Annotated in this window: 18 protein-coding genes; 11 read left to right on the plus strand and 7 right to left on the minus strand. The window is 66.6% G+C overall.

Annotated elements, in window-relative coordinates:
- Positions 1-16: 16 nt before the first annotated feature.
- The 3 genes from EZ304_RS13600 to EZ304_RS13610 all read left to right on the plus strand — a co-directional run bounded on the left by EZ304_RS13600 (position 17) and on the right by EZ304_RS13610 (position 2,329).
- Positions 17-1,015 carry a DNA-directed RNA polymerase subunit alpha gene (locus EZ304_RS13600; RefSeq protein ID WP_005408216.1) on the plus strand — a complete coding sequence of 333 codons (999 nt, stop codon included), beginning with the start codon at positions 17-19 and terminating at the stop codon, positions 1,013-1,015.
- A gap of 191 nt (positions 1,016-1,206) precedes the next feature.
- Positions 1,207-1,590 (plus strand): 50S ribosomal protein L17, encoded by a 384-nt coding sequence (gene rplQ / locus EZ304_RS13605; protein WP_005408217.1) that lies wholly within the window; start codon positions 1,207-1,209, stop codon positions 1,588-1,590.
- A gap of 232 nt (positions 1,591-1,822) precedes the next feature.
- On the plus strand, positions 1,823-2,329 hold the full coding sequence (locus tag EZ304_RS13610; protein ID WP_010483974.1) for a disulfide bond formation protein B: 507 nt from the start codon (positions 1,823-1,825) through the stop codon (positions 2,327-2,329).
- A gap of 64 nt (positions 2,330-2,393) precedes the next feature.
- Here the strand turns inward: EZ304_RS13610 and EZ304_RS13615 are convergent, their stop codons facing one another.
- Positions 2,394-4,520, minus strand: a complete 2,127-nt coding sequence (locus EZ304_RS13615) for a TonB-dependent receptor (RefSeq protein WP_142807317.1) — start codon at positions 4,518-4,520, stop codon at positions 2,394-2,396.
- 221 nt (positions 4,521-4,741) lie between these two features.
- On the opposite strand from EZ304_RS13615, the gene EZ304_RS13620 reads away from it, so the two are divergent.
- Entirely contained in the window at positions 4,742-6,133 is a 1,392-nt protein-coding gene (locus EZ304_RS13620; protein WP_099551227.1) for a class II 3-deoxy-7-phosphoheptulonate synthase, read from the plus strand.
- 628 nt (positions 6,134-6,761) lie between these two features.
- Positions 6,762-7,904, plus strand: coding sequence for a mechanosensitive ion channel family protein (locus EZ304_RS13635; RefSeq protein WP_099551250.1), 1,143 nt, complete (start codon positions 6,762-6,764; stop codon positions 7,902-7,904).
- Between the two features lie 56 nt (positions 7,905-7,960).
- On the opposite strand, the gene EZ304_RS13640 is transcribed toward EZ304_RS13635, so the two are convergent.
- From EZ304_RS13640 to typA, 3 genes are read right to left on the minus strand one after another with little or no spacing between them, the layout of a single operon-like run.
- A complete protein-coding gene (locus tag EZ304_RS13640; protein WP_142807318.1) occupies positions 7,961-9,583 on the minus strand; it encodes an amidase in 1,623 nt (540 codons plus the stop codon).
- A gap of 41 nt (positions 9,584-9,624) precedes the next feature.
- A complete protein-coding gene (locus EZ304_RS13645; protein WP_005415426.1) occupies positions 9,625-10,092 on the minus strand; it encodes a DUF2127 domain-containing protein in 468 nt (155 codons plus the stop codon).
- Between the two features lie 11 nt (positions 10,093-10,103).
- Positions 10,104-11,951, minus strand: a complete 1,848-nt coding sequence (gene typA / locus EZ304_RS13650) for a translational GTPase TypA (protein ID WP_032129766.1) — start codon at positions 11,949-11,951, stop codon at positions 10,104-10,106.
- A gap of 273 nt (positions 11,952-12,224) precedes the next feature.
- On the opposite strand from typA, the gene EZ304_RS13655 reads away from it, so the two are divergent.
- The 6 genes from EZ304_RS13655 to EZ304_RS13690 all read left to right on the plus strand — a co-directional run bounded on the left by EZ304_RS13655 (position 12,225) and on the right by EZ304_RS13690 (position 18,987).
- The gene (locus EZ304_RS13655; protein ID WP_142807319.1) at positions 12,225-12,716 is read left to right on the plus strand and encodes a peptidylprolyl isomerase; all 492 of its coding nucleotides are present in this window, start codon (positions 12,225-12,227) and stop codon (positions 12,714-12,716) included.
- Between the two features lie 118 nt (positions 12,717-12,834).
- Positions 12,835-13,821: a malate dehydrogenase gene (locus tag EZ304_RS13660; protein WP_004153634.1), complete on the plus strand. Its 987-nt coding sequence runs from the start codon at positions 12,835-12,837 to the stop codon at positions 13,819-13,821.
- 122 nt (positions 13,822-13,943) lie between these two features.
- Entirely contained in the window at positions 13,944-14,558 is a 615-nt protein-coding gene (locus EZ304_RS13665) for an RluA family pseudouridine synthase (protein ID WP_142807320.1), read from the plus strand.
- 727 nt (positions 14,559-15,285) lie between these two features.
- Positions 15,286-17,166: a propionate--CoA ligase gene (gene prpE, locus EZ304_RS13680; RefSeq protein ID WP_142807323.1), complete on the plus strand. Its 1,881-nt coding sequence runs from the start codon at positions 15,286-15,288 to the stop codon at positions 17,164-17,166.
- Between the two features lie 215 nt (positions 17,167-17,381).
- Positions 17,382-17,885, plus strand: a complete 504-nt coding sequence (locus EZ304_RS13685) for a hypothetical protein (protein WP_142807324.1) — start codon at positions 17,382-17,384, stop codon at positions 17,883-17,885.
- Between the two features lie 46 nt (positions 17,886-17,931).
- The gene (locus tag EZ304_RS13690; protein WP_142807325.1) at positions 17,932-18,987 is read left to right on the plus strand and encodes a suppressor of fused domain protein; all 1,056 of its coding nucleotides are present in this window, start codon (positions 17,932-17,934) and stop codon (positions 18,985-18,987) included.
- Positions 18,988-19,054: 67 nt separating this feature from the next.
- On the opposite strand, the gene EZ304_RS13695 is transcribed toward EZ304_RS13690, so the two are convergent.
- The 3 genes from EZ304_RS13695 to EZ304_RS13705 all read right to left on the minus strand — a co-directional run bounded on the left by EZ304_RS13695 (position 19,055) and on the right by EZ304_RS13705 (position 22,538).
- Entirely contained in the window at positions 19,055-19,666 is a 612-nt protein-coding gene (locus EZ304_RS13695) for a glutathione S-transferase N-terminal domain-containing protein (protein ID WP_134529199.1), read from the minus strand.
- Between the two features lie 84 nt (positions 19,667-19,750).
- Positions 19,751-20,209, minus strand: coding sequence for a cell wall hydrolase (locus EZ304_RS13700; RefSeq protein ID WP_004154513.1), 459 nt, complete (start codon positions 20,207-20,209; stop codon positions 19,751-19,753).
- Between the two features lie 298 nt (positions 20,210-20,507).
- A complete protein-coding gene (locus EZ304_RS13705) occupies positions 20,508-22,538 on the minus strand; it encodes an NADPH-dependent 2,4-dienoyl-CoA reductase (protein ID WP_142807326.1) in 2,031 nt (676 codons plus the stop codon).
- Positions 22,539-22,704: the final 166 nt, after the last annotated feature.

Raw genomic sequence — 22,704 nt, forward strand, 5'->3', positions numbered from 1 at the left:
TAGGAGAACCCGCAACATGACGGTTACCGCCAACCAGGTTCTGCGTCCTCGCGGTCCGCAGATCGAACGCCTTACCGACACCCGTGCAAAGGTCGTTATCGAACCTTTGGAGCGGGGTTATGGGCATACACTGGGTAATGCCCTGCGTCGCGTGCTGCTGTCGTCCATCCCGGGCTTCGCCATCACGGAAGTCGAAATCGACGGCGTGTTGCATGAGTACACCACGGTCGAAGGTCTGCAGGAGGACGTGCTCGAAGTCCTGCTGAACCTCAAGGACGTGGCCATCCGTATGCACTCCGGCGACAGCGCCACCCTGTCCCTGTCCAAGCAGGGCCCGGGCGTTGTCACCGCTGCCGACATCAAGGTCGACCACAATGTGGAGATCCTGAACGGCGACCATGTTATCTGCCACCTGACCAAGGACACGGCAATCAACATGCGTCTGAAGATCGAACGTGGTTTCGGCTACCAGCCGGCTGCCGCGCGTCGTCGTCCGGACGAAGAAACCCGTGCCATCGGCCGCCTGGTCCTGGATGCCTCGTTCTCGCCGGTCCGCCGCGTCGCCTATGCCGTGGAAGCGGCCCGCGTCGAGCAGCGTACCGACCTGGACAAGCTGGTCATCGATATCGAGACCAACGGCACCATCGATGCCGAGGAAGCCGTGCGCACCGCCGCCGACATCCTCAGCGACCAGCTGTCGGTGTTCGGTGACTTCACCCACCGCGACCGCGGTGCGGCGAAGCCGGCCAACAACGGCGTGGATCCGGTGCTGCTGCGCCCGATCGACGATCTGGAGCTGACCGTGCGTTCGGCCAACTGCCTGAAGGCTGAAAGCATCTACTACATCGGCGATCTGATCCAGAAGACCGAAGTGGAGCTGCTGAAGACCCCGAACCTGGGCAAGAAGTCGCTCACCGAGATCAAGGAAGTGCTGGCTCAGCGCGGCCTGTCGCTCGGCATGAAGCTGGAGAACTGGCCGCCGGCCGGCGTCGCCAGCCACGGCATGCTGGGCTGATATCGGTAATGCCTGGAGGCTCCACCGGCAACGGTGGAGCCTTCAACGCAACACAACACGCCACGACGAACCCCAGGTTCGCGCGGCAGGTCGTCCAGGACGGGCGGCCAGGACCATCCGCAGTCCACGCAGCAACGCCAGGATGGCGACAACGATCCACACAGCCCCATCATTAACCAAGGAATATCACCATGCGTCACCAGAAGTCTGGCCGTAAGTTCAGCCGCACCAGCGCCCACCGCGAAGCGATGTTCAAGAACATGGCTGCCTCGCTGTTCAAGCACGAGCTGATCAAGACCACCCTGCCGAAGGCCAAGGAACTGCGCCGCGTTGCCGAGCCGCTGATCACCCTGGCCAAGGTCGACTCGGTCGCCAACCGCCGTCTGGCCTTCGCCCGCCTGCGCGACAACGAAGCCGTGGGCAACCTGTTCACCATCCTGGGCCCGCGCTACGCGAACCGTCCGGGCGGCTACCTGCGCCTGCTGAAGTGCGGCTTCCGCGCCGGCGACAACGCGCCGATGGCCTACGTCGAGCTGGTTGACCGTCCGGTCGTGGCCGAGGAAGTGGCCGAGTAATCGGACCGCTCCAACGCGACACAGCGAAAGCCCGGCCTCTGCCGGGCTTTTGCGTTCTGGTAGCGCCGGGCCATGCCCGGCGTTTCCGTTTCTGCTGCGCCCGCCGGGCATGGCCCGGCGCTACCCGCAGCAGGCTCTGACCCACACCGTTCCGACAGGCGTCACCTGTGGCGGTTCGAATGGCGCGCGCTCTCGGTTACGCTTGGCGTCTTGATCCATTCGAGCGTTGACGATGAATCCACTGCGCTGGCCCTTCCGCGCCCAGTTCTTCCTGGGCTTCCTGATCTGCGCAGGCCTGCTTGGCTACGCCATCTTCCTGCAGCTGAAGATGGGCCTGGAACCGTGTCCGTTGTGCATCTTCCAGCGCCTGGCGTTCGCTGCGCTGGGCCTGCTGTTCCTGATCGGTGCGCTGCACGGACCGTCCAACCGCCCCGGCCGGGCGACCTATGGCGTTCTGGCCTTCATCGCCGCGGCAGTAGGCGTCGGCATCGCCGCGCGCCACGTCTACGTGCAGATGCTGCCGCCAGAAATGGGTTCCACCTGTGGCCCGCCGCTGGCCTTCCTGAGCGAGACCATGGGGCCGCTGGAAGTGTTCCGCACGGTGCTGACCGGTACCGGCAACTGCGGCAACATCGACTGGACCTTCCTGGGCCTGACCATGCCGATGTGGTCGGGTGTGTGGTTCGTGCTGCTGGCGCTGTGGGCGCTGGTGGTGTCGCTGCGCAAGGTCAAGCGCTGAAGCAGGGGAGTGCCGGCCGCTGGCCGGCACACCGTGAGGATGCCGGCCAGTGGCCGGCACTACCTCAGAAATCCTGCTGCAGGCTCAGGTAAGCGCCACGGCGCGGCCCCCACTGCGGCGCGAACACGCCAACACCGCCACCGTCGCGCAGCTGGTAGCTGCGGTCCAGCGCGTTGATCACCGCCAGCTGCACGTGCAGCGGATGCCCACTGTCGGCGTTGAAGTCGTGCCCGGCGCTGAGGTTCACCTGCAGGTACGACGGCAGCTCGCCGCCATTGGGCACGCCTTCGATGTCCGAACGCAGGCCGCTGCCGAACACGTAGTTGGCGCCGATCCGGTTGTGCCCGGCGAAGGCGTAGCTGAGCCCACCGGACGACGTCAGCTTCTGGTCGTGGTCGAGGTGGATCCAGTGGTTGGCCACATAGGCCAGCGCTTCCGGGTCGAGGTTGTACTGGCTGGTGATGACGTCGCTACCGATGGCCTTGTTCAGCGCGGCGTTGAAGTAGGCACTGAACGGACCGTTGCTGTAATCGGCACTGAACTCCAGGCCACGGATGTGGCCACGGCGGTAGTTGAAGGTCGAATAGATATAGGCGGCGCCGAACTGGCCTTCGTCCTGCAGCCGCGCGACGCGACGATCGTACGCATCCAGGCCCAGGGTCAGGTGTTCGCCCAGTTGCTGCGAGACGCCGATGTCGTAGTAGTCGCTGCGTTCGGCCAGCGGTGTGTTGTTGCCGCCGCTGGGCTGCTGGTTGGTGGTGCCGTCGTACAGGGCGATGTCGCCGCTGGCGATCAGCTCGCTGGCCGGTGGCGTGAAGTAGCGCGAGTAGCCGGCATGCACGGTGGTGCTGTCGCTGGCATTCCAGACCACGCCCACGCGCGGGCTGAGCTGGCCCTCGGTGCGGCCGAAGGCCCTGTAGCGGTCGCCACGCAGGCCGTAGTTGACGGTCCAGTCGTCGCCGATCTTCCATTCGTCCTGTACGTACAGTGCCAGCGTGCTGGCATGGAAGGCGCTGCGGTCGGGGATCAACAGCGGTGTGGTGCTGGACTGCTGGCCGCCGTCATCAACCGGGAACACCCAGCTGTTGCTGTTCGCCCGCGCGTTCTCGTAATTGCCGTACAGGCCATAGCGCAGCGTGTGGTCGTTGCCCAACGGCGTTGAGAAGTCGGCCTGCAGGGTGTTGGCGCGGTTGCTGCGCTGGACCTGCGAGGCGACGCCACTGAACACCAGGTCGCCGATGACATCCGGGTTGAACGCCACATCGCTGTAGCGCTGCCCGGCCGACAGCTGGTAGGCGGTGCTGCCGAGCGTGCCCTGCAGCACCAGCATGCCGAAGCGCGTGGTCTCGCGCTGGGTCTCATCCAGTTGGCTGGAGTCGAAGGTGGTGGTATCGAGATAGCCGAACTGCGGCGCCTGGCCCGGATTGACCGGAATCTGGAAGCGGTTGTTGGCGAAGCCGGCGAACACGCTCAGGCGGGTGTTCTCATTGACCAGGTAGGTGAGGTCGGCGAATGCCTTGCCCTGGTGGGTGTCGTCGTGTAACGGCTTGCGCGTGCTGGTGGGGTTCTCCAGGCCGACGTCGTTCTGGTCGTAGTTGCCGGTCAGGAACCAGCTCCAGCGCCCCTGGTTGCCCCACCAGGAGGCGTCCGGATTGACTTTGCCGAACGAGCCGGTGGTCAGCCCCGCGCTGCCGCCGTTGCCCAGTTCGGCACCGTTGCGGGTGGTGATGTCGACCACCGCGGCGGTGCGCTCGCCGAACTGCGCCGGCAGTGCGCCGTCCATCAGGCGGATGCTCTTGATGGTGCGCGCGTCCAGGGTCTGGCCGAAGCCGGAGATCGATTCCGGCAGCAGTACGCCGTTGATGCGGTACTGCAGATTGGCGTGGTCGCCGCGGACGTGCACGCCGCCGTAGGAATCCTGGACCACGCCCGGGGCCTGCAGCAGTACCTGGCTGAGCGGCGCGGAGGCGCCCAGTGGCTGCTTCTGGATGTCCTCGGCGGTGATCTGGTACTGGCTGCTGCCGATGTCCGGCGACAGCGTGTTGCGCGCCTGGTCGAGCTGGGCGTGGACGGTGACTGCGTCCAGGTCCTTGACGGACGAAGGGGTGTCGTCGGCTGCCGAGGCGAAGGCGGGCAGGCTGGCCAGGGCCAGGGCGAAGGTGATGCCGGTAGCGAGGGGCGAGGGCTTCATGGTGGGAGAGGTGGCGGCTGGATGTGGAAGGGGCCGGTCCATGACGTAGAAGTGTTACTCCGTAACAAAGCATGCGCCTGTCCCGGGCGGCTGACCATGCAGGATCTGGCCGCTGGCGTCGGCCTTTCCCTGCCGTTCAGGCGAGCAGGCCGGCCGGATCGGCCCTTTGCGTCAGCGGCTGGCTCTGCGACCATGACCGCCCCCCATCCCGGAAGTCTGCAATGAGCCTGTCCGCCGTTCCGCCCGTCCCCGATCCCGCCGCGACCGTCGCCGGCGCTGCCTGGTCGCCGGAGAGCTGGCGTGGCAAGACCGCGCTGCAGATGCCGACCTACCCCGACCCGGTGGCACTGGACGCGGCCCTGCACGAGCTGAAGCGGTTGCCGCCGCTGGTCACCTCATGGGAGATCCTGGCGCTGAAGCAGCAGTTGGCCGAGGCCCAGGAAGGCAAGCGCTTCCTGCTGCAGGGCGGCGACTGCGCCGAGAACTTCAGCGACTGTGAATCGGGCACCATCTCCAACCGGCTGAAGGTGCTGCTGCAGATGAGCCTGGTGCTGGTGCACGGCCTTCGCCAGCCGGTGATCCGTGTTGGCCGATTCGCCGGCCAGTACGCCAAGCCGCGCTCGGCCGACACCGAGACCCGCGACGGCGTGACCCTGCCCAGCTATCGCGGCGATGTGATCAACGCGCCGGCCTTCACCGAAGCGGCACGCCTGCCGGACCCGAAGCGGATGCTGCAGGCACACGCACATTCGGCGATGACGATGAACTTCGTGCGCGCGCTGATCGACGGTGGTTTCGCCGACCTGCACCACCCCGAGTACTGGAACCTGGAGTGGGTGCGGCATTCGCCGCTGGCGGCCGAGTACCAGAAGATGGTGGCCTCGATCGGCGATGCAGTGCATTTCATGGAGACCCTCGCCGGGGCTCGCGTGCACAACCTCAACCGGATCGATTTCTACACCTCGCATGAAGCACTGCTGCTGCCCTACGAGCAGGCGTTGACCCGGCAGGTGCCGCGCCAGCAGGGCTGGTTGAACCTGAGCACGCATTACCCGTGGATCGGCATGCGCACCGCTGCGCTGGATGGCGCGCACGTGGAATACCTGCGTGGCGTGCGCAATCCGATTGCGATCAAGGTGGGCCCGTCGGTGACGCCGGACCAGCTGCTGCGCCTGATTGACGTGCTCAACCCGCATGACGAGCCGGGCCGCCTGAGCTTCATCCACCGCATGGGCGCAGCGCAGATTGCCGAGAAGCTGCCGCCGCTGCTGGACGCGGTCAAGCGCGATGGTCGTCGCGTGCTGTGGGTATGCGATGCGATGCATGGCAATACCGAGAGCACCGCCAACGGTTTCAAGACACGTCGCTTCGACAACGTGCGCGGTGAGGTGGAGATGTCGTTCGATCTGCATGCGGCCGCAGGCACGCGCCTGGGTGGCGTGCACCTGGAACTGACCGGCGAAGACGTGACCGAGTGCACCGGTGGCGCGCGCGAGCTGACCGAGCGTGACCTGGAACGTGCGTATCGTTCGACGGTGGATCCGCGGTTGAATTACGAGCAGTCGCTGGAGATTGCGATGGCGATCGTGCGCAAGCAGGAGCAGGTGCGGTAAGTGTGTTGCGGCAGGGCTTGCAGCCCTGCACCTGCGGATGCAACGGCAACGGCCGAAGCAACGGCAACAGCATGCATTCCGTGGGATGGCGGGGCGGTGTCGGAGTGCGGGGACGCTGCAAGTACGTCCCTGTAAGCTTGGCAGCCGCATCCATGCGGCTGACACCCCGCACTCCGACACCGCCCCACCTTCGACAGATTCCGGCGGCTGTTGGTAGGTGTCGACCTTGGTCGACACGGTAGATCCACGCCATGCGTGGATGCTTTGGGATTCCAATTCGAAATATTCGATTCCGATGGAGATTCATCCACGCATGGCGTGGATCTACTGCAGATCGCGGGAATCTGTCGAAGGCGGGGTGGGTCCGGTTGCGGGAGTGTCCGCGGCATGGATGCCGCGGCCAAGCCCCCAAGGACGGGTTTACGGCGTCTCCCGCAACCGGACCCACCCCGCCATCCCACAGGAAACCCGCTTCTGCTTCGGCTGTTGCTGTTGCTGTTGCTCCAGCACGCAGCAGGTGCAGGGCTGCAAGCCCTGCCGACCAACACCCTTCTTACGAACGACTGACGTGACGCTCATGCGGCATGCGCGAGGCTGTCCGCTTGCTGTTCGAGTGGAGGTGGCAACGGTGCACTGGCAAAGCGCACAGGCCTACGCATGGCCGTTGGGATTGGCAGCAGTAGTGGGCGGCATCGGCGCGTGGCTGATCCTGTGGATCTATCATCGATTGAAAGGGCGTGATCGCCGGCGCGCCCGCATCGGTCGCGTGCTCGGGCTGCCGATGGCCACCGCGTGGCCACTGCTGCTGTTGATCCCCGCGTTGCAGGCCACGCCGCTGCAGGATCCTGTACTGGGCAATCTGCAGCACGTGCTGCACATCGCGCTGACCGCATGCTTCATCTGGCTGCTGGTACGCGTGGTGGCGGCGGGCGAGCGCGCGATCCTGCGCAGCCATCCCATCGATGTCTCCGACAACCTGGAAGCGCGCCGCATCCAGACCCAGACGCGGGTGCTCAGCCGTGTACTGATGGGCGGCATCATCGTGCTGGGCGCGTCGCTGGTGCTGCTGACCTTCCCGATGGTGCAGAAGATCGGTACCGCCCTGTTGGCCTCAGCGGGCCTGATCGGCCTGGTGGCCGGTATCGCGGCCAAGCCGGTGTTCGGCAACCTGATCGCCGGCCTGCAGATCGCGGTGACGCAGCCAATCCGGCTGGATGACGTGGTGATCGTTGAAGGTGAGTGGGGGCGTATCGAGGAGATCGGCAGCAGCTACGTGGTGGTGCGTATCTGGGATGAGCGGCGGATGGTGGTGCCGCTGACCTGGTTCATCGAGAACCCGTTCCAGAACTGGACGCGGCGCAGCGCCGACCTGCTCGGCACCGCGTTCCTGTGGTTGGACTACCGTGCGCCGATCGCGGCGATCCGCGCCGAGCTGGAGCGCATCTGTCGTGGCGAAGCGCTGTGGGATGGCCGGGTCTGCGTGACCCAGGTGACCGAGACCAGCGAGCGTGCGATCCAGGTGCGACTGCTGGTCAGCGCGCGCAGTTCCGGCGATGCCTTCGACCTGCGCTGCCTGGTGCGCGAGCGCATGCTCGATTTCCTCGCACGTGAGCATCCGCAGTCGTTGCCGCAGGTACGTGCGCGGCTGCAACACGAAGATGAGCTGGATATGCCGCGTGGTCCACGTGCGCGTACCGCGGATGTGCGTTCGCCAGGTGCTGAAGATGGTGAGGCTGCGATCGTGCCGGTGGAGCTGGAGCCCGAACGGTAGCGCCGGCCGCTGGCCGGCGACCCCGGATCTGCCGGCCAGCGGCCGGCACTACCGGATCAGGGCTCGCCGGCGTCGATCAGCGCATCGGTATCGAAGTGCGGCGGGCGCCGTGCGCGCGTGCGCTGTTCGTAGGCGTAGGCCATTTCGATCAGCTTCGGTTCGCTCCAGGCGGTGCCCATGAACAGCAGGCCGACCGGCAGGCCGTCGATCTGGCCCATCGGCACGGTCAGGCTGGGGTAACCGGCCACGGCAGCGGCGCTGTAGCTCTCGCCGGGGAAGTCGTCGCCTTCGCTGCGGATCGCCCATGCGACGCCGGTGGTCGGTGCCACCAGCGCATCGAGTTGATGGGCGGCGAGGGCGGCGTCGATGCCTTCCGGGCCGGCCAGGCGGCGCGCATCGCTGCGCGCGCGGATGTAGGCAGGGTCGGCCAGGCCGGCGGTGGCATCGGCCTCCACCAGCAGCTCCTGGCCGAACAGGCCCAGTTCCTGCTTGCTGTGCGCCTGGTTGAAGGCGATCAGGTCGGCCAGGCTGCGCAGCGGGGCGCGATGGGTGCTGAAGTAGCGCTCCAGGCCCGCCTTGAATTCGTACAGCAGCAGCGTGCGCTCAGCCTCGGCCCAGGCGTCCTGGTTGGGCAGTTCGACGGGTACCACGACGGCGCCGGCGCGACGCAGTTCGGTCGCCGCCTGATCGATCAGCGGCGGCATGCCACGGTACTTCAGCAGCGGCGTCTGCAGCAGGCCGATGCGTTTGCCGCGCAGGCCTTGCGGGTCCAGGCGCGCGGTGTAGTCGTAGACCGCACGGCCGGGCATGGTCGCGGTGGCCGGATCGGCGTCATCGCGGCCGGCGATCGCGGTCAGCACGGCAGCAGCATCGGCGACGCTGCGGGTCATCGGCCCGGCGGTGTCCTGGCTGAAGGAGATCGGCACGATGCCATCGCGGCTGACCAGCCCGACAGTCGGCTTCAGGCCGACCACGCCGTTGATCGCGGCCGGGCAGACGATGCTGCCGTCGGTCTCGGTGCCGATCGCCACGCTGGCCAGGTTGGCGGCCACCGCCACCGCACTGCCGCTGCTGGAGCCGCAGGGCGAGTGGCTGAGGCGATAGGGGTTGCGGGTCTGGCCGCCGCGGGCACTCCAGCCGGAAATCGAATCGTTGCCGCGGAAGTTGGCCCACTCGCTGAGGTTGGTCTTGCCCAGCACCACGGCGCCGGCCTCGCGCAGGCGCCGCACCAGGTAGGCATCGTCCGGGCGGAAGCCCTGCAGCGCCAGCGAGCCGGCACTGGTGGCCATCGGCGCGGCGTTGATGTTGTCCTTGAGCAGCAGCGGGATGCCATGCAGCGGGCCGCGCAGGCGGCCTTCGCGGCGCTCGCGGTCGCGGGCGGCGGCTTCCTTCAGGGCATCGGGGTTGAGTTCGATCACCGCGCGCAGGCGTGGCCCGGTGCGGTCCAGCGCGGCGATACGCTGCAGGTAGGCCTGGGTCAGAGTGGTGCTGTCCAGCTCACCGGCGGTCATCCGCGCCTGCAGGTCGGCGACATCGGTTTCGGCGTACGGGAACGGCACGTTGCGGCTCGCAGGTTCGGCCGCATGCGCGCTGGGCGTGGCCGGGCTGCAGCCAGCCGAAAGCAGCGCAGGCAGCGCGGCGAGCAGGCAGGTCAGCAGAGGCGGCAAGGACGGGCGCATGGGGCGGCTTGGTCGGCTCCAACCCCCAGTGTAGCCGGTGCTCAGCGGTGGCGCTTGCGCAGGTCGCGGGCGAGGACGTAGACCACGATCAGGTTGATCGCCAGGATCGTCCAGGACGGCCAGCCGGGATGACGGATGATCGCGAAGATATCGAAGGGCAGGTACAGCGAGGCGGTCAGGCAACCCAGCCAGGAGGCCCAGGCCTTGGCCCGCCACAGGCCCCAGGCTTCGACCAGGTGCAGCAGGCCGTAGCCGATCATTCCCGCCGCGGCCAGATGGACCGCGTCGGGACTGATCATGTGCAGCAGCGAGGGCAGGGTGCCATGGTCCGGATCCAGGCTGAAACGCCGGATCAGGACCATGATGCCGTGCCGCAGCGGCTGCGGTCCGAGCACTTCCAGCCCGGTGGCGGCCAACAGCGCCAGCATCGCCTTGCTCGCTTCGAGCAGGGCGATGACATGGAGACCCGGATGCCGGTGTGGATCCGGGTTGTAGCCGCTCTGGTTCACGGGGTGCTGGCTCAGCCGCCGCGCGAAGCCTTCTTGCGGTCGCTTTCGGTCAGGAACTTCTTGCGCAGACGGATCTCCTTCGGGGTGATCTCGACCAGCTCGTCGTCTTCAATGAAGTCCAGGGCCTGTTCCAGCGAGTACTTGATCGCCGGGGTCAGCTGGATCGCATCGTCCTTGCCCGAAGCGCGCATGTTGGTCAGCGGCTTGGTCTTGATCGCGTTGACGGTCAGGTCGTTGTCCTTGGAGTGGATACCGACCAGCTGACCTTCATACACGTTGTCGCCTTCAGCAGCGAACAGCTTGCCGCGCTCCTGCAGCGGGCCCAGCGAGTAGGCCGGCGTGGTGCCCGGCGCATTGGCGATCATCACGCCGTTGATGCGCTTGGCGATCGCGCCCTGTTCCTTCGGACCGTAGTGGTCGAACACGTGGAACAGCAGGCCCGAACCCTGGGTCAGGGTCTTGAACTCGTTCTGGAAGCCGATCAGGCCACGGGCCGGGATCGAGTATTCCAGGCGCACGCGGCCCTTGCCGTCCGATTCCATGTTCTTCAGCTGGCCCTTGCGGGTGCCCAGCTTTTCCATCACGCCGCCCTGGTGGATTTCTTCGATGTCCACCACCAGCTGCTCGATCGGCTCCATCATCTGGCCGTCGATTTCCTTGATGATCACTTCCGGGCGCGACACGGCCAGCTCGTAGCCTTCGCGACGCATGTTCTCGATCAGCACCGACAGGTGCAGTTCGCCACGGCCGGAGACCAGGAACTTGTCGGCGTCTTCCAGCTGCTCGACCTTCAGGGCCACGTTGTGGACCTTTTCACGGTCCAGGCGGTCCTTGATCTGGCGGCTGGTCAGGAACTTGCCACCGGACAGGTCCTTGTTGCCGGCGAACGGCGAGTTGTTGACCTGGAAGGTCATCGAGATGGTCGGCTCGTCGACGGTCAGCGCCGGCAGGGCTTCCGGGGTGTCCGGGGCGCAGATGGTGTCGGAGATGGTCAGCTCCTGGATGCCGGAGATGGCCACGATGTCGCCGGCCTCGGCGGTATCCTGCTCGATGCGCTCCAGGCCCATGAAGCCCAGCACCTGCAGCACCTTGCCGTTGCGCTTCTTGCCTTCACGGTCGATGACCGCGACCTGCATGTTCTTCTTCAGGGTGCCGCGCTGGATGCGGCCGATGCCGATCACGCCCACGAAGTTGTTGTAGTCCAGCTGGCTGATGCGCATCTGGAACGGGCCTTCCGGGTCAACTTCCGGACGCGGCGCGTGCTGCATGATCGCTTCGTACAGCGGGGTCATGTCGCCGTCGCGCACGGTGTCTTCCAGGCCGGCGTAGCCGTTCAGGCCCGAGGCGTAGACGATCGGGAAGTCCAGCTGCTCGTTGGTGGCGCCGAGCTTGTCGAACAGGTCGAAGACCTGGTCGATCACCCATTCCGGACGGGCGCCCGGACGATCGACCTTGTTGACCACGACGATCGGCTTGAAGCCCATCGCGAAGGCCTTCTGGGTCACGAAGCGGGTCTGCGGCATCGGGCCGTCCATCGCATCGACCAGGATCAGCACGGTGTCGACCATCGACAGCACGCGCTCGACCTCACCACCGAAGTCGGCGTGGCCGGGGGTGTCGACGATGTTGATCCGGTTCTTGATGCCGGTCTTCTTGTCTTCCCAGGTAATGGCGGTGTTCTTGGCCAGGATGGTGATGCCGCGTTCCTTTTCCTGGTCGTTGCTGTCCATCACGCGCTCGGCGAGGACGGTGCGCTCGGACAGGGTGCCGGACTGCTTCAGCAGCTGGTCGACCAGGGTGGTCTTGCCATGGTCGACGTGGGCGACGATGGCGATGTTGCGAAGATTTTCGATGGACATACGAAAGGGGGCCAGTCGGCGCCGGATTTGGAAAAAGAAGTCCAACATTATACGTCGAACTTGACGATTCGCGAAAAGGTGGATTTCACACCCGTCGCGGGACCCATTCAGGTGGCTGTCCGCTGCCTCTGCCGGGGCCGCCAGGGCCGGGAGACGGGGCTTCCCATCCGCGGGCTGAAGCCGGGTTCTTCACCGATGGTCGAAGCCGCCGCCGCCACGAGGCAGGTGTAAACTAGGTGGCTAGACGCGTTCCCCTCTGCATCAAGGATCTTCATGTCCCTCATCGCCACTTTCGACACCACCCAGGGCCCGATCAAGGTCGAGCTGTTCGCCGACAAGGCGCCGCTGACCGTGGCCAACTTCGTGAACCTGGTCAAGCACGGCTTCTATGACGGCCTGATCTTCCACCGCGTGATCGCCGACTTCATGATCCAGGGCGGCTGCCCGCAGGGTCGTGGCACCGGCGGCCCGGGCTACAAGTTCGAAGACGAGAAGAATGGCGTGAAGCACGAGGTCGGCTCGCTGTCGATGGCCAACGCCGGCCCGAACACCAACGGCAGCCAGTTCTTCATCACCCACATCAAGACCGACTGGCTGGACGGCCGCCACACCGTCTTCGGCAAGGTCCTGGAAGGCCAGGCCATCGTCGATTCGGTCAAGCAGGGTGACGTGATCCATTCGATCACCCTGGAAGGCGACGTCGACGCCATGCTGGCCGCCCAGGCCGACCGCGTCGCCGAGTGGAACAAGCACCTCGCCGCCTGATCCCCCTTCGAAACGGCCACCCACGGGTGGCCGTTTCCCTGTTCCCCGCCGCCCGCCAGGCCTGCGTGGCTCCGCCCGCGGCGTCCCATCAAACGCTTGCAAGCAAGAGGAAACCCCCATGAAAGCACCCGTTCGTGTTGCCGTGACCGGCGCCGCCGGCCAGATCGGTTATGCCCTGCTGTTCCGCATCGCCTCCGGCGAAATGCTGGGCAAGGACCAGCCGGTCATCCTGCAGCTGCTGGAACTGCCGGTCGACAAGGCCCAGGCCGCCCTGAAGGGCGTGATGATGGAGCTGGAAGACTGCGCCTTCCCGCTGCTGGCCGGCATGGTCGGCACCGATGACGCCGAAGTCGCGTTCAAGGACGCCGACATCGCCCTGCTGGTCGGCGCGCGTCCGCGCGGCCCGGGCATGGAGCGCAAGGACCTGCTGCTGGAAAACGCCAAGATCTTCACCGCCCAGGGCGCAGCGCTGAACAAGGTCGCCAGCCGTGACGTGAAGGTGCTGGTGGTCGGCAACCCGGCCAACACCAACGCCTACATCGCGATGAAGTCGGCCCCGGACCTGAAGCCGGAAAACTTCACCGCCATGCTGCGCCTGGACCACAACCGCGCGCTGAGCCAGCTGTCGACCAAGCTCGGCAAGCCGGTCGGTGGCATGGAGAAGCTGGTCGTGTGGGGCAACCACAGCCCGACCATGTACCCGGACTACCGTTTCGCCACCGCCGATGGTGCGTCGATCGCTGATGCGATCAACGACCAGGAGTGGAACGCCAACACCTTCATCCCGACCGTCGGCAAGCGCGGCGCGGCGATCATCGAAGCCCGTGGCTCGTCCTCGGCTGCTTCGGCCGCCAACGCAGCGATCGACCACGTGCGTGACTGGGTGCTGGGCAGCAACGGCAAGTGGGTCACCATGGGCGTGCCGTCCGACGGTTCCTACGGCATTCCGGAAGGCGTGATCTTCGGCTTTGCGGTGACCACCGAGAACGGCAAGTACACCCTGGTCAAGGATCTGCCGATCGACGACTTCAGCCAGAAGTACATCGACAAGACCCTGGCCGAGCTGGAAGAAGAGCGCGCCGGCGTCGCCCACCTGCTGGGCTGATGCAGGCGGTACCGGTGCGAGCCGGTACGTCTTCCATCAAGGCAGGTACCGACCGTTGGTCGGTACGCAGAAAACGGGGGGGCTTCGGCTTCCCCGTTTTCATTTGGAATTCCTGGAACCGCATGATCCACCTGCATTACATCGACGACGCGCTGCTGGTGGCCGAGAAGCCGGCCGGCCTGCTGTCCGTGCCTGGCCGCAGCGCCGAGAACCAGGACTGCGTGGTCGCGCGCCTGCAGGCGCTGTACCCGGACGCGTTGACCGTGCACCGCCTGGACCAGGTGACCTCCGGCCTGCTGCTGCATGCGCGCGGCAAGGACATGCAGGCGGCGTTGTCGATGCAGTTCGAGCAGCGCCAGGTTGGCAAGTGCTACGAAGCCGTGGTGCAGGGCGTGATGGAAGGCGATGCCGGCGAAGTGGACCTGCCGTTGATCGTGGACTGGCCGAACCGGCCGAAGCAGATGATCGACCATGAGCGCGGCAAGCCGGCGCTGACGCGTTGGCGCGTGCTGGCCCGAGATGTTGAAGCGCAGCGCACGCGCGTGGCGCTGGAACCGGTGACCGGCCGCAGCCATCAGCTGCGCCTGCACATGGCCAGCCTCGGCCATCCGATCGTCGGCGATGCGCTGTATGACGCCGCACCAGCGCAACGTGTGCATCTGCATGCGCGCAGCCTGCAGTTCACCCACCCGGTGACGGGCGAGGCGCTCGCGTTCGAGTCTGCGGCTCCGTTCTAGGGGGTTCGGCAGGGCTTGCAGCCCTGCACCCGCAGAATCACCGTCAACGTCAAAAGCCAACGCGGCATTCCGTGGGATGGCGGGGCACTGTGGGTTTGCGGGGACGCCGTAAACCCGTCCATGGGGGCTTGGTCGCCGCATCCATGCGGCTCACACCCCGCAAACCCACAGTGCCCCGCCTTCGACAGTTGGCCGGCGGCCAGTAGATCCACGCCATGCGTGGACTAATCTCAATCGGAATCGAATATTTCGAATTGAAATCGAAATGCATCCACGCATGGCGTGGATCTACCGCGTCGACCAAGGTCGACACCTACCAGAGCAGTCGACCAAGGTCGACACCCACCAAGGCATAACGTCGTTCCAACAGATCGCAGAAAACTGTCGAAGGCGGGGTGGGTCCGGTTGCGGGGGCGTGAGCCGCATGGGCCTGAGGCATGCCTCGGGCGGGTTGGGCAGGACGCCCAACCCCGGTCTTGCCGTGTGCGCAGGACAGCGCACACGAGCAAGCGGCGACCGAGCCTCCATGGACGGATTCACGGCGTCCCCCGCAATCGGACCCACCCCTCCATCTCCCAGTAAGCCAGCTTCTGCTGTTGCTTCGGCTTGGGCAGGTGCAGGGCTGCAAGCCCTGCAGAACAAACCCACCCCCTACCAAGGTAGGGCGGCCCGCGCGCCAGCGCCGGACTATCCTCGAACCCATGACTTTGTCTGGGAGGGCTGCGTCATGAACTACGAGGAAACCTACCGTCGCTCGATCGACGAGCCGGAGGCCTTCTGGGGCGAGGAAGCCAAGCGCATCCATTGGCATAAACCGCCGCAGCAGGTGCTCGACTACAGCAACCCGCCGTTCCGGCGCTGGTTCGTCGGCGGCGAAACCAATCTCTGCTACAACGCCGTCGACCGCCACCTGGCCGAGCGCGCCGACCAGCTCGCGCTGGTCGCCATCTCCACCGAGACCAACAGCACACGCGAGATCACCTATCGCCAGCTGTACCGCGAAGTGAACGACTTCGCCGCGGTGCTCAAGCACCTCGGTGTCGGCCACGGCGACCGCGTGGTGATCTACATGCCGAACATGGCCGAGGCCGTGTTCGCCATGCTGGCCTGCGCGCGCATCGGTGCGGTGCACTCGGTGGTGTTCGGTGGCTTCGCCGCGCACAACCTGGCGCTGCGCATCGACGACGCCAGGCCCAAGCTGCTGATCGCTGCCGATGCCGGCATGCGCGGTGGCAAGCTGATTGCCTACAAGCCCATGGTCGACGCCGCCTGCGCCGAAGCGGCCTCGCCGCCGCCGCACGTGCTGATCGTGTCGCGCGGACTGGACGCGGCCGAACCGCGCGTGCCGGGCCGTGACGTGGAGTACGCCACGCTGCGCGCGCAGATCGGTGAGGTCGATGTGCCGGTGCAGTGGCTGGAAGCGAGCGAGCCGAGTTACCTGCTGTATACCTCCGGCACCACCGGCAAGCCGAAGGGCGTGCAGCGTGATGTCGGTGGCTATGCGGTGGCGATGGCGCAGTCGATGGAGACCGTGTTCGACTGCAAGCCGGGGCAGGTGATGTTTTCCACCTCCGATGTCGGCTGGGCCGTCGGCCATTCCTACAACGTCTACGGCCCGCTGATTGGTGGCTGCACCTCGCTGCTGTACGAAGGGCTGCCGACCAATCCGGACCCGGGCATCTGGTGGGCGCTGTGCGAGCAGTACAACGTGCGTACGATGTTCTCTTCGCCGACCGCCATCCGCGTGCTGAAGAAGCACGACGCGGACTTCATCCATCGCCATGACCTGGGCGCGCTGAAGTACCTGTTCCTGGCCGGCGAGCCACTGGACGAACCCACCGCGCACTGGATCAGCGAAGCGCTGGGCAAGCCGATCATCGACAACTATTGGCAGACCGAAACCGGCTGGCCGGCGCTGACCCTGCTGCCAGGCCTGGAAATGAAGCCGGTGCGCTTCGGTTCGCCCGGCTTCCCCAATCTCGGTTACCGGATGAAGGTGATCGACGAGAACACCGGCGAGGAGGTCGCGCCGGGGCAGAAGGGCGTACTGGTGGTGTCGCCCCCGTTGCCGCCGGGTTGCATGAGCACCGTGTGGAATGATGACAGCCGCTTCCTGCAGAGCTACTTCAGCCACTTCAAGGAACTGTTGTACAGCTCGCTGGACTGGGCGATCCGCGACGACGATGGCTATACCTTCATCCTGGGGCGCACCGATGATGTGATCAACGTGGCCGGGCATCGCCTCGGTACGCGTGAGATCGAGGAAGCCATTTCCAGCCATCCGCGCGTGGCCGAGGCGGCGGTGATCGGGGTCAAGGACGAGCTGAAGGGGCAGGTGCCGCTGGTGTTCGTTACCCTCAAGCAGGGGCTCAACGGTGAGGACCCGGCACCGGTGGTGGCGGAGATGATGGCCACGGTGACCACCTCGCTCGGCGCGGTCGCGCGCCCGGCGCACGTGCATGTGGTCAACGCACTGCCCAAGACCCGTTCGGGCAAGTTGCTGCGGCGCTCGCTGCAGGCGCTGGCCGAACAGCGCGACCCGGGCGACCTGTCGACGCTGGATGATCCCAGCGCGCTGGAGGAGATCCGCCGGGCGCTGGGGCGCTGACCCGAGAGTGCCGGCCGCTGGCCGGCAATCCCGTCAATCCGGAGGTTGCCGGCCAGCGGCCGGCACTACCCGCGGTACATGCGCTAAGCTCGGCCTGTCATTGACCTGCAACACGCGGCGCGCGCCGGGGAACGCGCGTGCCGCTTGGGGATGGCACACAGGGGAGCGTGCCCACCAGGGCACGCTGGCATGGCGCATCAAGGGAGGGGGATGCAATGGCATTGCTGCACGCCAAGACGGCCGCTGGCCGTCAGGAAATCGAAGACCGTGGCCGGCGCCTGCCGGCGGCACTGCGTTCGATCCTGCTGATGGTCGACGGCCATCGCGATGACACTGAACTGCGCGGCCTGTTCGAGGGCCTGCGCGCACCGGCCGATGCGCTGGAGCAGCTGGAAGCGCAGGGCCTGATCGAAGTGGTCGGTGGCAATGCCGAGGTGGCACCGGTACGTGGCATCAGCACCGGCCGCGAACGGGATCCGGCGTTGTACCAGCAGTTGTACGACGCGATGAGCGAGGCGGTGCGACGCCACCTCGGCCTGAAGGGCTATTTCATGCAGTTGAAGATTGAACGCTGCACCGATGCACTGGCGTTGGAGCGCCTGTGCCCGGAGCTGCTGGCCGCGGTGGGAAAGGCGCGCAGCCCGGCGCTGGCGCAGCGCTGGTGGCAGGAAACCCAGGCGGCCGTGGTGAGCGCTGGCAATGAGGTCGTGCAGGCCTGAATCACCACGTAAAGTGATCGGTTCACTTCCCCACAAGGAGTCCCGCGTGCAGGACGACCACGACGACACCGATACCCCCGGCTGGGATGCGATCAATGCGGCGCTGGCGCCCCTGTATGCCGGGCAAGAGCCGCGTCATTTCGGCACCGCACTGCCTTACACGCTCGGTGGCCGGGATCCGCTGGATGGCATCAGCGTGTACTGGGTGGATGCGCCGGTACCGCATTGGCACTACATCACCTACGGCTTCTCCGAGCTGTACACCAAGGAGAGCAGCGATGCCGCCGCCAGCGGTTATGGTTTCGAGCTGACCTTCCGCCTCGCTGCCGAAGCCGGTGAGCACGCCGGCAGCACGCCGCCGGTGTGGCCGATGAACCTGCTGCAGAACCTGGCGCGCTACGTGTTTGGCAGCGGCAACGTGTTCGAGGATGGTCACCATCTGAATGCCAACGGTCCGATCGCGCTGGAGACCGGCACGCGCCTGTGCCACCTGGCCTTCATTGCCGATCCGCAGTTGCCGGCGCGCGACACCGCCAATGGCCACCTGCAGTTCCTGCAGCTGGTCGGGCTGACCGACGAAGAGATGGAGGCGGTCAAGCGCTGGTCGACGCGCGGCGTGCTGCAGGCGCTGCAGCCGGCGATGCCGCTGTGGATCAGTGATCTGCACCGCCGCAACCTGTTGGACGATCCGGCACTGGCAGCCCAGGTGCAGGCCGGCAGCGAGCGCGAGGGCTCCAGCACCGGCATGCTGTTCATCGAGACGTTGGACTGGAGGCAGGAGGCTGGCGTCACCACACTGGTGCTCGGCGCGGGCCAGGTCGCGAGCGTCTGCGAACTGCTGCCGCTGCGCCTGCGCCACGGAAAGTCGCTGGAACTGGCCAGCCGCGAGCGGCAGTGGGAGTTCATTCCAGCCGGGCGTGGTGACGTGGGCGACGTGTCGGCCGACAGCGCGCGCTGGGCGTTGGACGAGACGGGTCTGGAGACCCTGGCTGGCGTGCGTGCCGAACGTGGCATCTACCCGGTGGCGGGAACGCTGCGTATCGAGGTGGTGCCGACCTACCTGCGCGACGCCAACGGTGAAGTGATCCGCCAGATCGGTTGACTGCACCGATGAAACCGATGGGGTCGGAGCCGCCTGTTGTGCAGACGGATCCGACCCCGGGTCATCCTCAGGCCAGGCCCTCGGCCTTCAGCACGGCCTGCACGCCGGCATCGGCGTCCATGCGTGCCTTGTAGGCGGCCAGGTTGTCCAGGCCGGACAGGTCGACCTTGGTGCCGGCAGCCCAGCGCAGGGTGATGTAGAAGTACGGGTCGGCGAAGCTGCGGAAGCCGGCCAGCCACGGCTTGTCGGCAAGCTGCTTGTCGGCGGTCTCGAACAGGCTGCGCAGGCGCTTGTGCGCGGCGGCACGGATCGCATCGAACTGGCTTTCGTCGGCGATGAACTTGCCCGGTGCGAACAGCGGCGAGAAGGCCGGATGCACGTCGGAATTGACGAAGGCCAGCCAGCGGGTGGCTTCGGCGCGCTGTCGCGGGCTGCCGTCACCGCCGAGGCCGGCCTGCGGGCAGGTGTCGGCGATATAGCCCATGATCGCGGCGTTCTGCAGCAGCACGAAGTCGCCGTCGACCAGCGCGGGTACGGCGCCGGCCGGATTGATCTTGAGGAATTCCGGACCCTTCAGGGTGTCCTTGTTCAGCAGTTCGACCTCGAACGACTGGCCGGTCCACTGCAGGGCGATGTGGTCGGCGGTGGAACAGGCACCGGGCTTGCTGTACAGCTTCATGGGAACTCCAGGTGATGCGGGCGGGAAACGCCCACTATCCCAGAGCCTGCCGGCGGGCGGCAACGCTGCCGCCAGCACGGATTGTTACGACTGCCGCGGCTTGAGGTTCTGCACCTTATAGAAGGTGTGATCGCCGATGGTGGCCACCTGGTAGGCGTTGCGCCAGTTCGGGCTGGCGATGGACAACGCGGCGAAGTGGCTGGCACCGGGCACGATCTCGCGGCGCTCGCCGGCCGGCAGCGCCCAGTTGCGCTCGGCGTCGAAGGCGACGTTCATCGCCTCGCTCCAGGCAGCGTCGTTGCCCAGCTGGGTGCCGGGGGAGACGATCGTCGGTGCGAACTGCTTGCGCGCGGTGACCACCTGGCACATCGAGTCGCCCCACAGGCCGCTGTCGAGACGGCGCAGGGCGACCTCGGCAACGGCCTGCTGGCCGCGCAGGGTCTGGTCGCGGGCTTCCAGGTAAACGGTGGTGCTCAAACACAATGAATCAGCGGCCGGCTGCGGCAACAACTGCGACAGCCAGAGAATCCAGGCCAGTTTCATATAACTCCTTGCTCCGTATGGGCCGCACTCTCCACCTCCGGTCGCGGGGGGCGACAGGACGCGGGGTACGACTTGGCGTCATGGGGAGGCGGCCATCGGGGCCGCCCCGTGGGCGGCCCCAAAAGAAACGATCAGTACCGATCGAGGGGGCCGCACCGGCTCACCGGAAACTGGCTGGTGAGCGGAAGATGGCGCAAGGTAGGGGGGGATAGCCGAACGCATCGTGAACCACCCGGCTTGACATTCAGGTTCGGGCGGGGTGACGGAAATCACATTCCGCCCCCCATTCAGGCGCTCATCAGAGCGCGGCGGCGACCCGGCTGCCCTGGTCGATCGCCCGCTTCGCATCCAGTTCGGCGGCTACATCGGCACCGCCGATCAGCTGCGCGTTGATGCCGGCGGCCTGCAGTTCGGCCTGCAATGCGCGGTTCGGTTCCTGCCCGGCGCAGATCACCACCTGATCGACCGGCAGCAGCTGTTCGCTGCCTTCAACACGGATGCGCAGGCCCTCGTCGTCCACGCCCAGGTACTCGACGCCGCCGAGCATGCGCACGCCCTTGGCCTTCAGCGTTGCGCGATGGATCCAGCCGGTGGTCTTGCCCAGCCGCGCACCGGGCTTGCCCGGGCTGCGCTGCAGCAGCCACAGCCGGCGCGGCGAGGCCTCGGCCTGCGCCCGGGCCAGGGAGCCACGTGATTCGAAGCTGGCATCGACGCCCCATTCGGCCATCCAGCGCTGCGGGTCCAGCGAGGGAGACTCACCGGCGTGGCTGAGGAACTCGCCGACATCGAAGCCGATGCCGCCGGCGCCGATGATCGCCGCATTGGCGCCCACTGTGACCCGGCCCAGGAGAACGTCCAGGTAGCTGACCACCTTGGCGTGGTCGGCGCCGGGGAAGTCGACCTTGCGCGGGGTGATGCCGGTTGCCAGCACCACCTCGTCGAAGCCAGCCAGGCTGGCTGCATCGGCTCGCGTGCCAAGGCGCACCTGCACGCCGGTTTCAGCCAGCTTGTGGCGGAAGTAGCGCAGGGTCTCGTGGAACTCTTCCTTGCCGGGGATGCGCTTGGCCACGTTGAACTGGCCGCCGATTTCGTCGTTGGCATCGAACAGGGTGACCTGGTGGCCGCGTTCGGCGGCCACCGTGGCGCAGGCCAGGCCGGCAGGGCCGGCGCCGACCACTGCGACCTTTTTCGGCGTGGCAGCTGGACGGTAGACCAGCTCGGTCTCGTGTGCGGCACGCGGATTGACCAGGCAGCTGGCCAGCTTGTTCTCGAATACGTGGTCCAGGCAGGCCTGGTTGCAGGCGATGCAGGTGTTGATCGCCTCGGGGCGGCCGGCGCGCGCCTTGTTCGGCCACTGCGGGTCGGCCAGCAGCGGGCGCGCCAGCGACACCATGTCGGCGCCGCCATCGGCCAGGATGCGCTCGGCGACCTCGGGCATGTTGATGCGGTTGGTTGCCACCAGCGGCACCTTCACATGCGGCTTGAGCTTGGCGGTGACACCGGCAAAGGCCGCGCGCGGCACCGAGGTGGCGATGGTCGGGATACGCGCCTCGTGCCAGCCGATGCCGGAATTGATGATCGTCGCGCCGGCGGCCTCGATGGCCTGGGCCTGCTGCACGATCTCTTCCCAGTTGCTGCCGTCTTCCACCAGGTCCACCAGCGACAGGCGGTAGATGATGATGAAGTCGGGCCCGCAGGCTTCGCGGATGCGGCGCACGATCTCGACCGCAAAACGCATGCGCTGGTTGGTGTCGCCACCCCAGCGGTCGGAGCGCTTGTTGGTGCGCGGGGCGATGAACTCGTTGATGAGGTAGCCCTCCGAGCCCATCACTTCGACGCCGTCGTAGCCGGCTTCGCGGGCCAGCTTTGCGCTGCGTGCGTAGTCGGCGATATGCCGCTCGACGCCGCTGGCCGACAACGCTCGCGGGGTGAACGGATTGATCGGCGCCTTCAGCTTCGACGGTGCCACCGACAGGGGGTGGTAGGCATAGCGGCCGGCATGCAGCAGCTGCAGGCAGATCTTCGCGCCATGCTGGTGTGCGGCGGCGGTGAGCTGCCGGTGCGGGCGCACTTCCCAGGGCCAGGACAGCTTGCCGCCGAACGGCTTCAACCAGCCCACCACGTTCGGTGCGAAGCCGCCGGTGACGATCAGGCCGACACCGCCCTCGGCGCGCTCGGCGAAATAGGCGGCCAGGCGCGGGAAGTCGCGGGCGCGATCTTCCAGGCCGGTGTGCATCGAACCCATCAGCACGCGATTGCGCAGCTGGGTGAAGCCCAGGTCCAGCGGGGCGAACAGGTGGGGATAGGCGCTTTCGTTGGCTGGCGACATGGTCGATACGCTTGCGTACGGAAGCGCGAAGCGTGCCGGGAAACGGCGGCCGGGGCAAGGGGCGCGGGGGTAGTGCCGGCCGCTGGCCGGGTACGCTCGGCACATGCGTGCTGTCGCTCCCGCATTTCGCTGCGCGAACCGCGGGCCCCACTTACCGGCCTCCAAC

The sequence above is a fragment of the Stenotrophomonas maltophilia genome, from assembly GCF_006974125.1.
GTDB classification, from domain to species: domain Bacteria; phylum Pseudomonadota; class Gammaproteobacteria; order Xanthomonadales; family Xanthomonadaceae; genus Stenotrophomonas; species Stenotrophomonas maltophilia_O.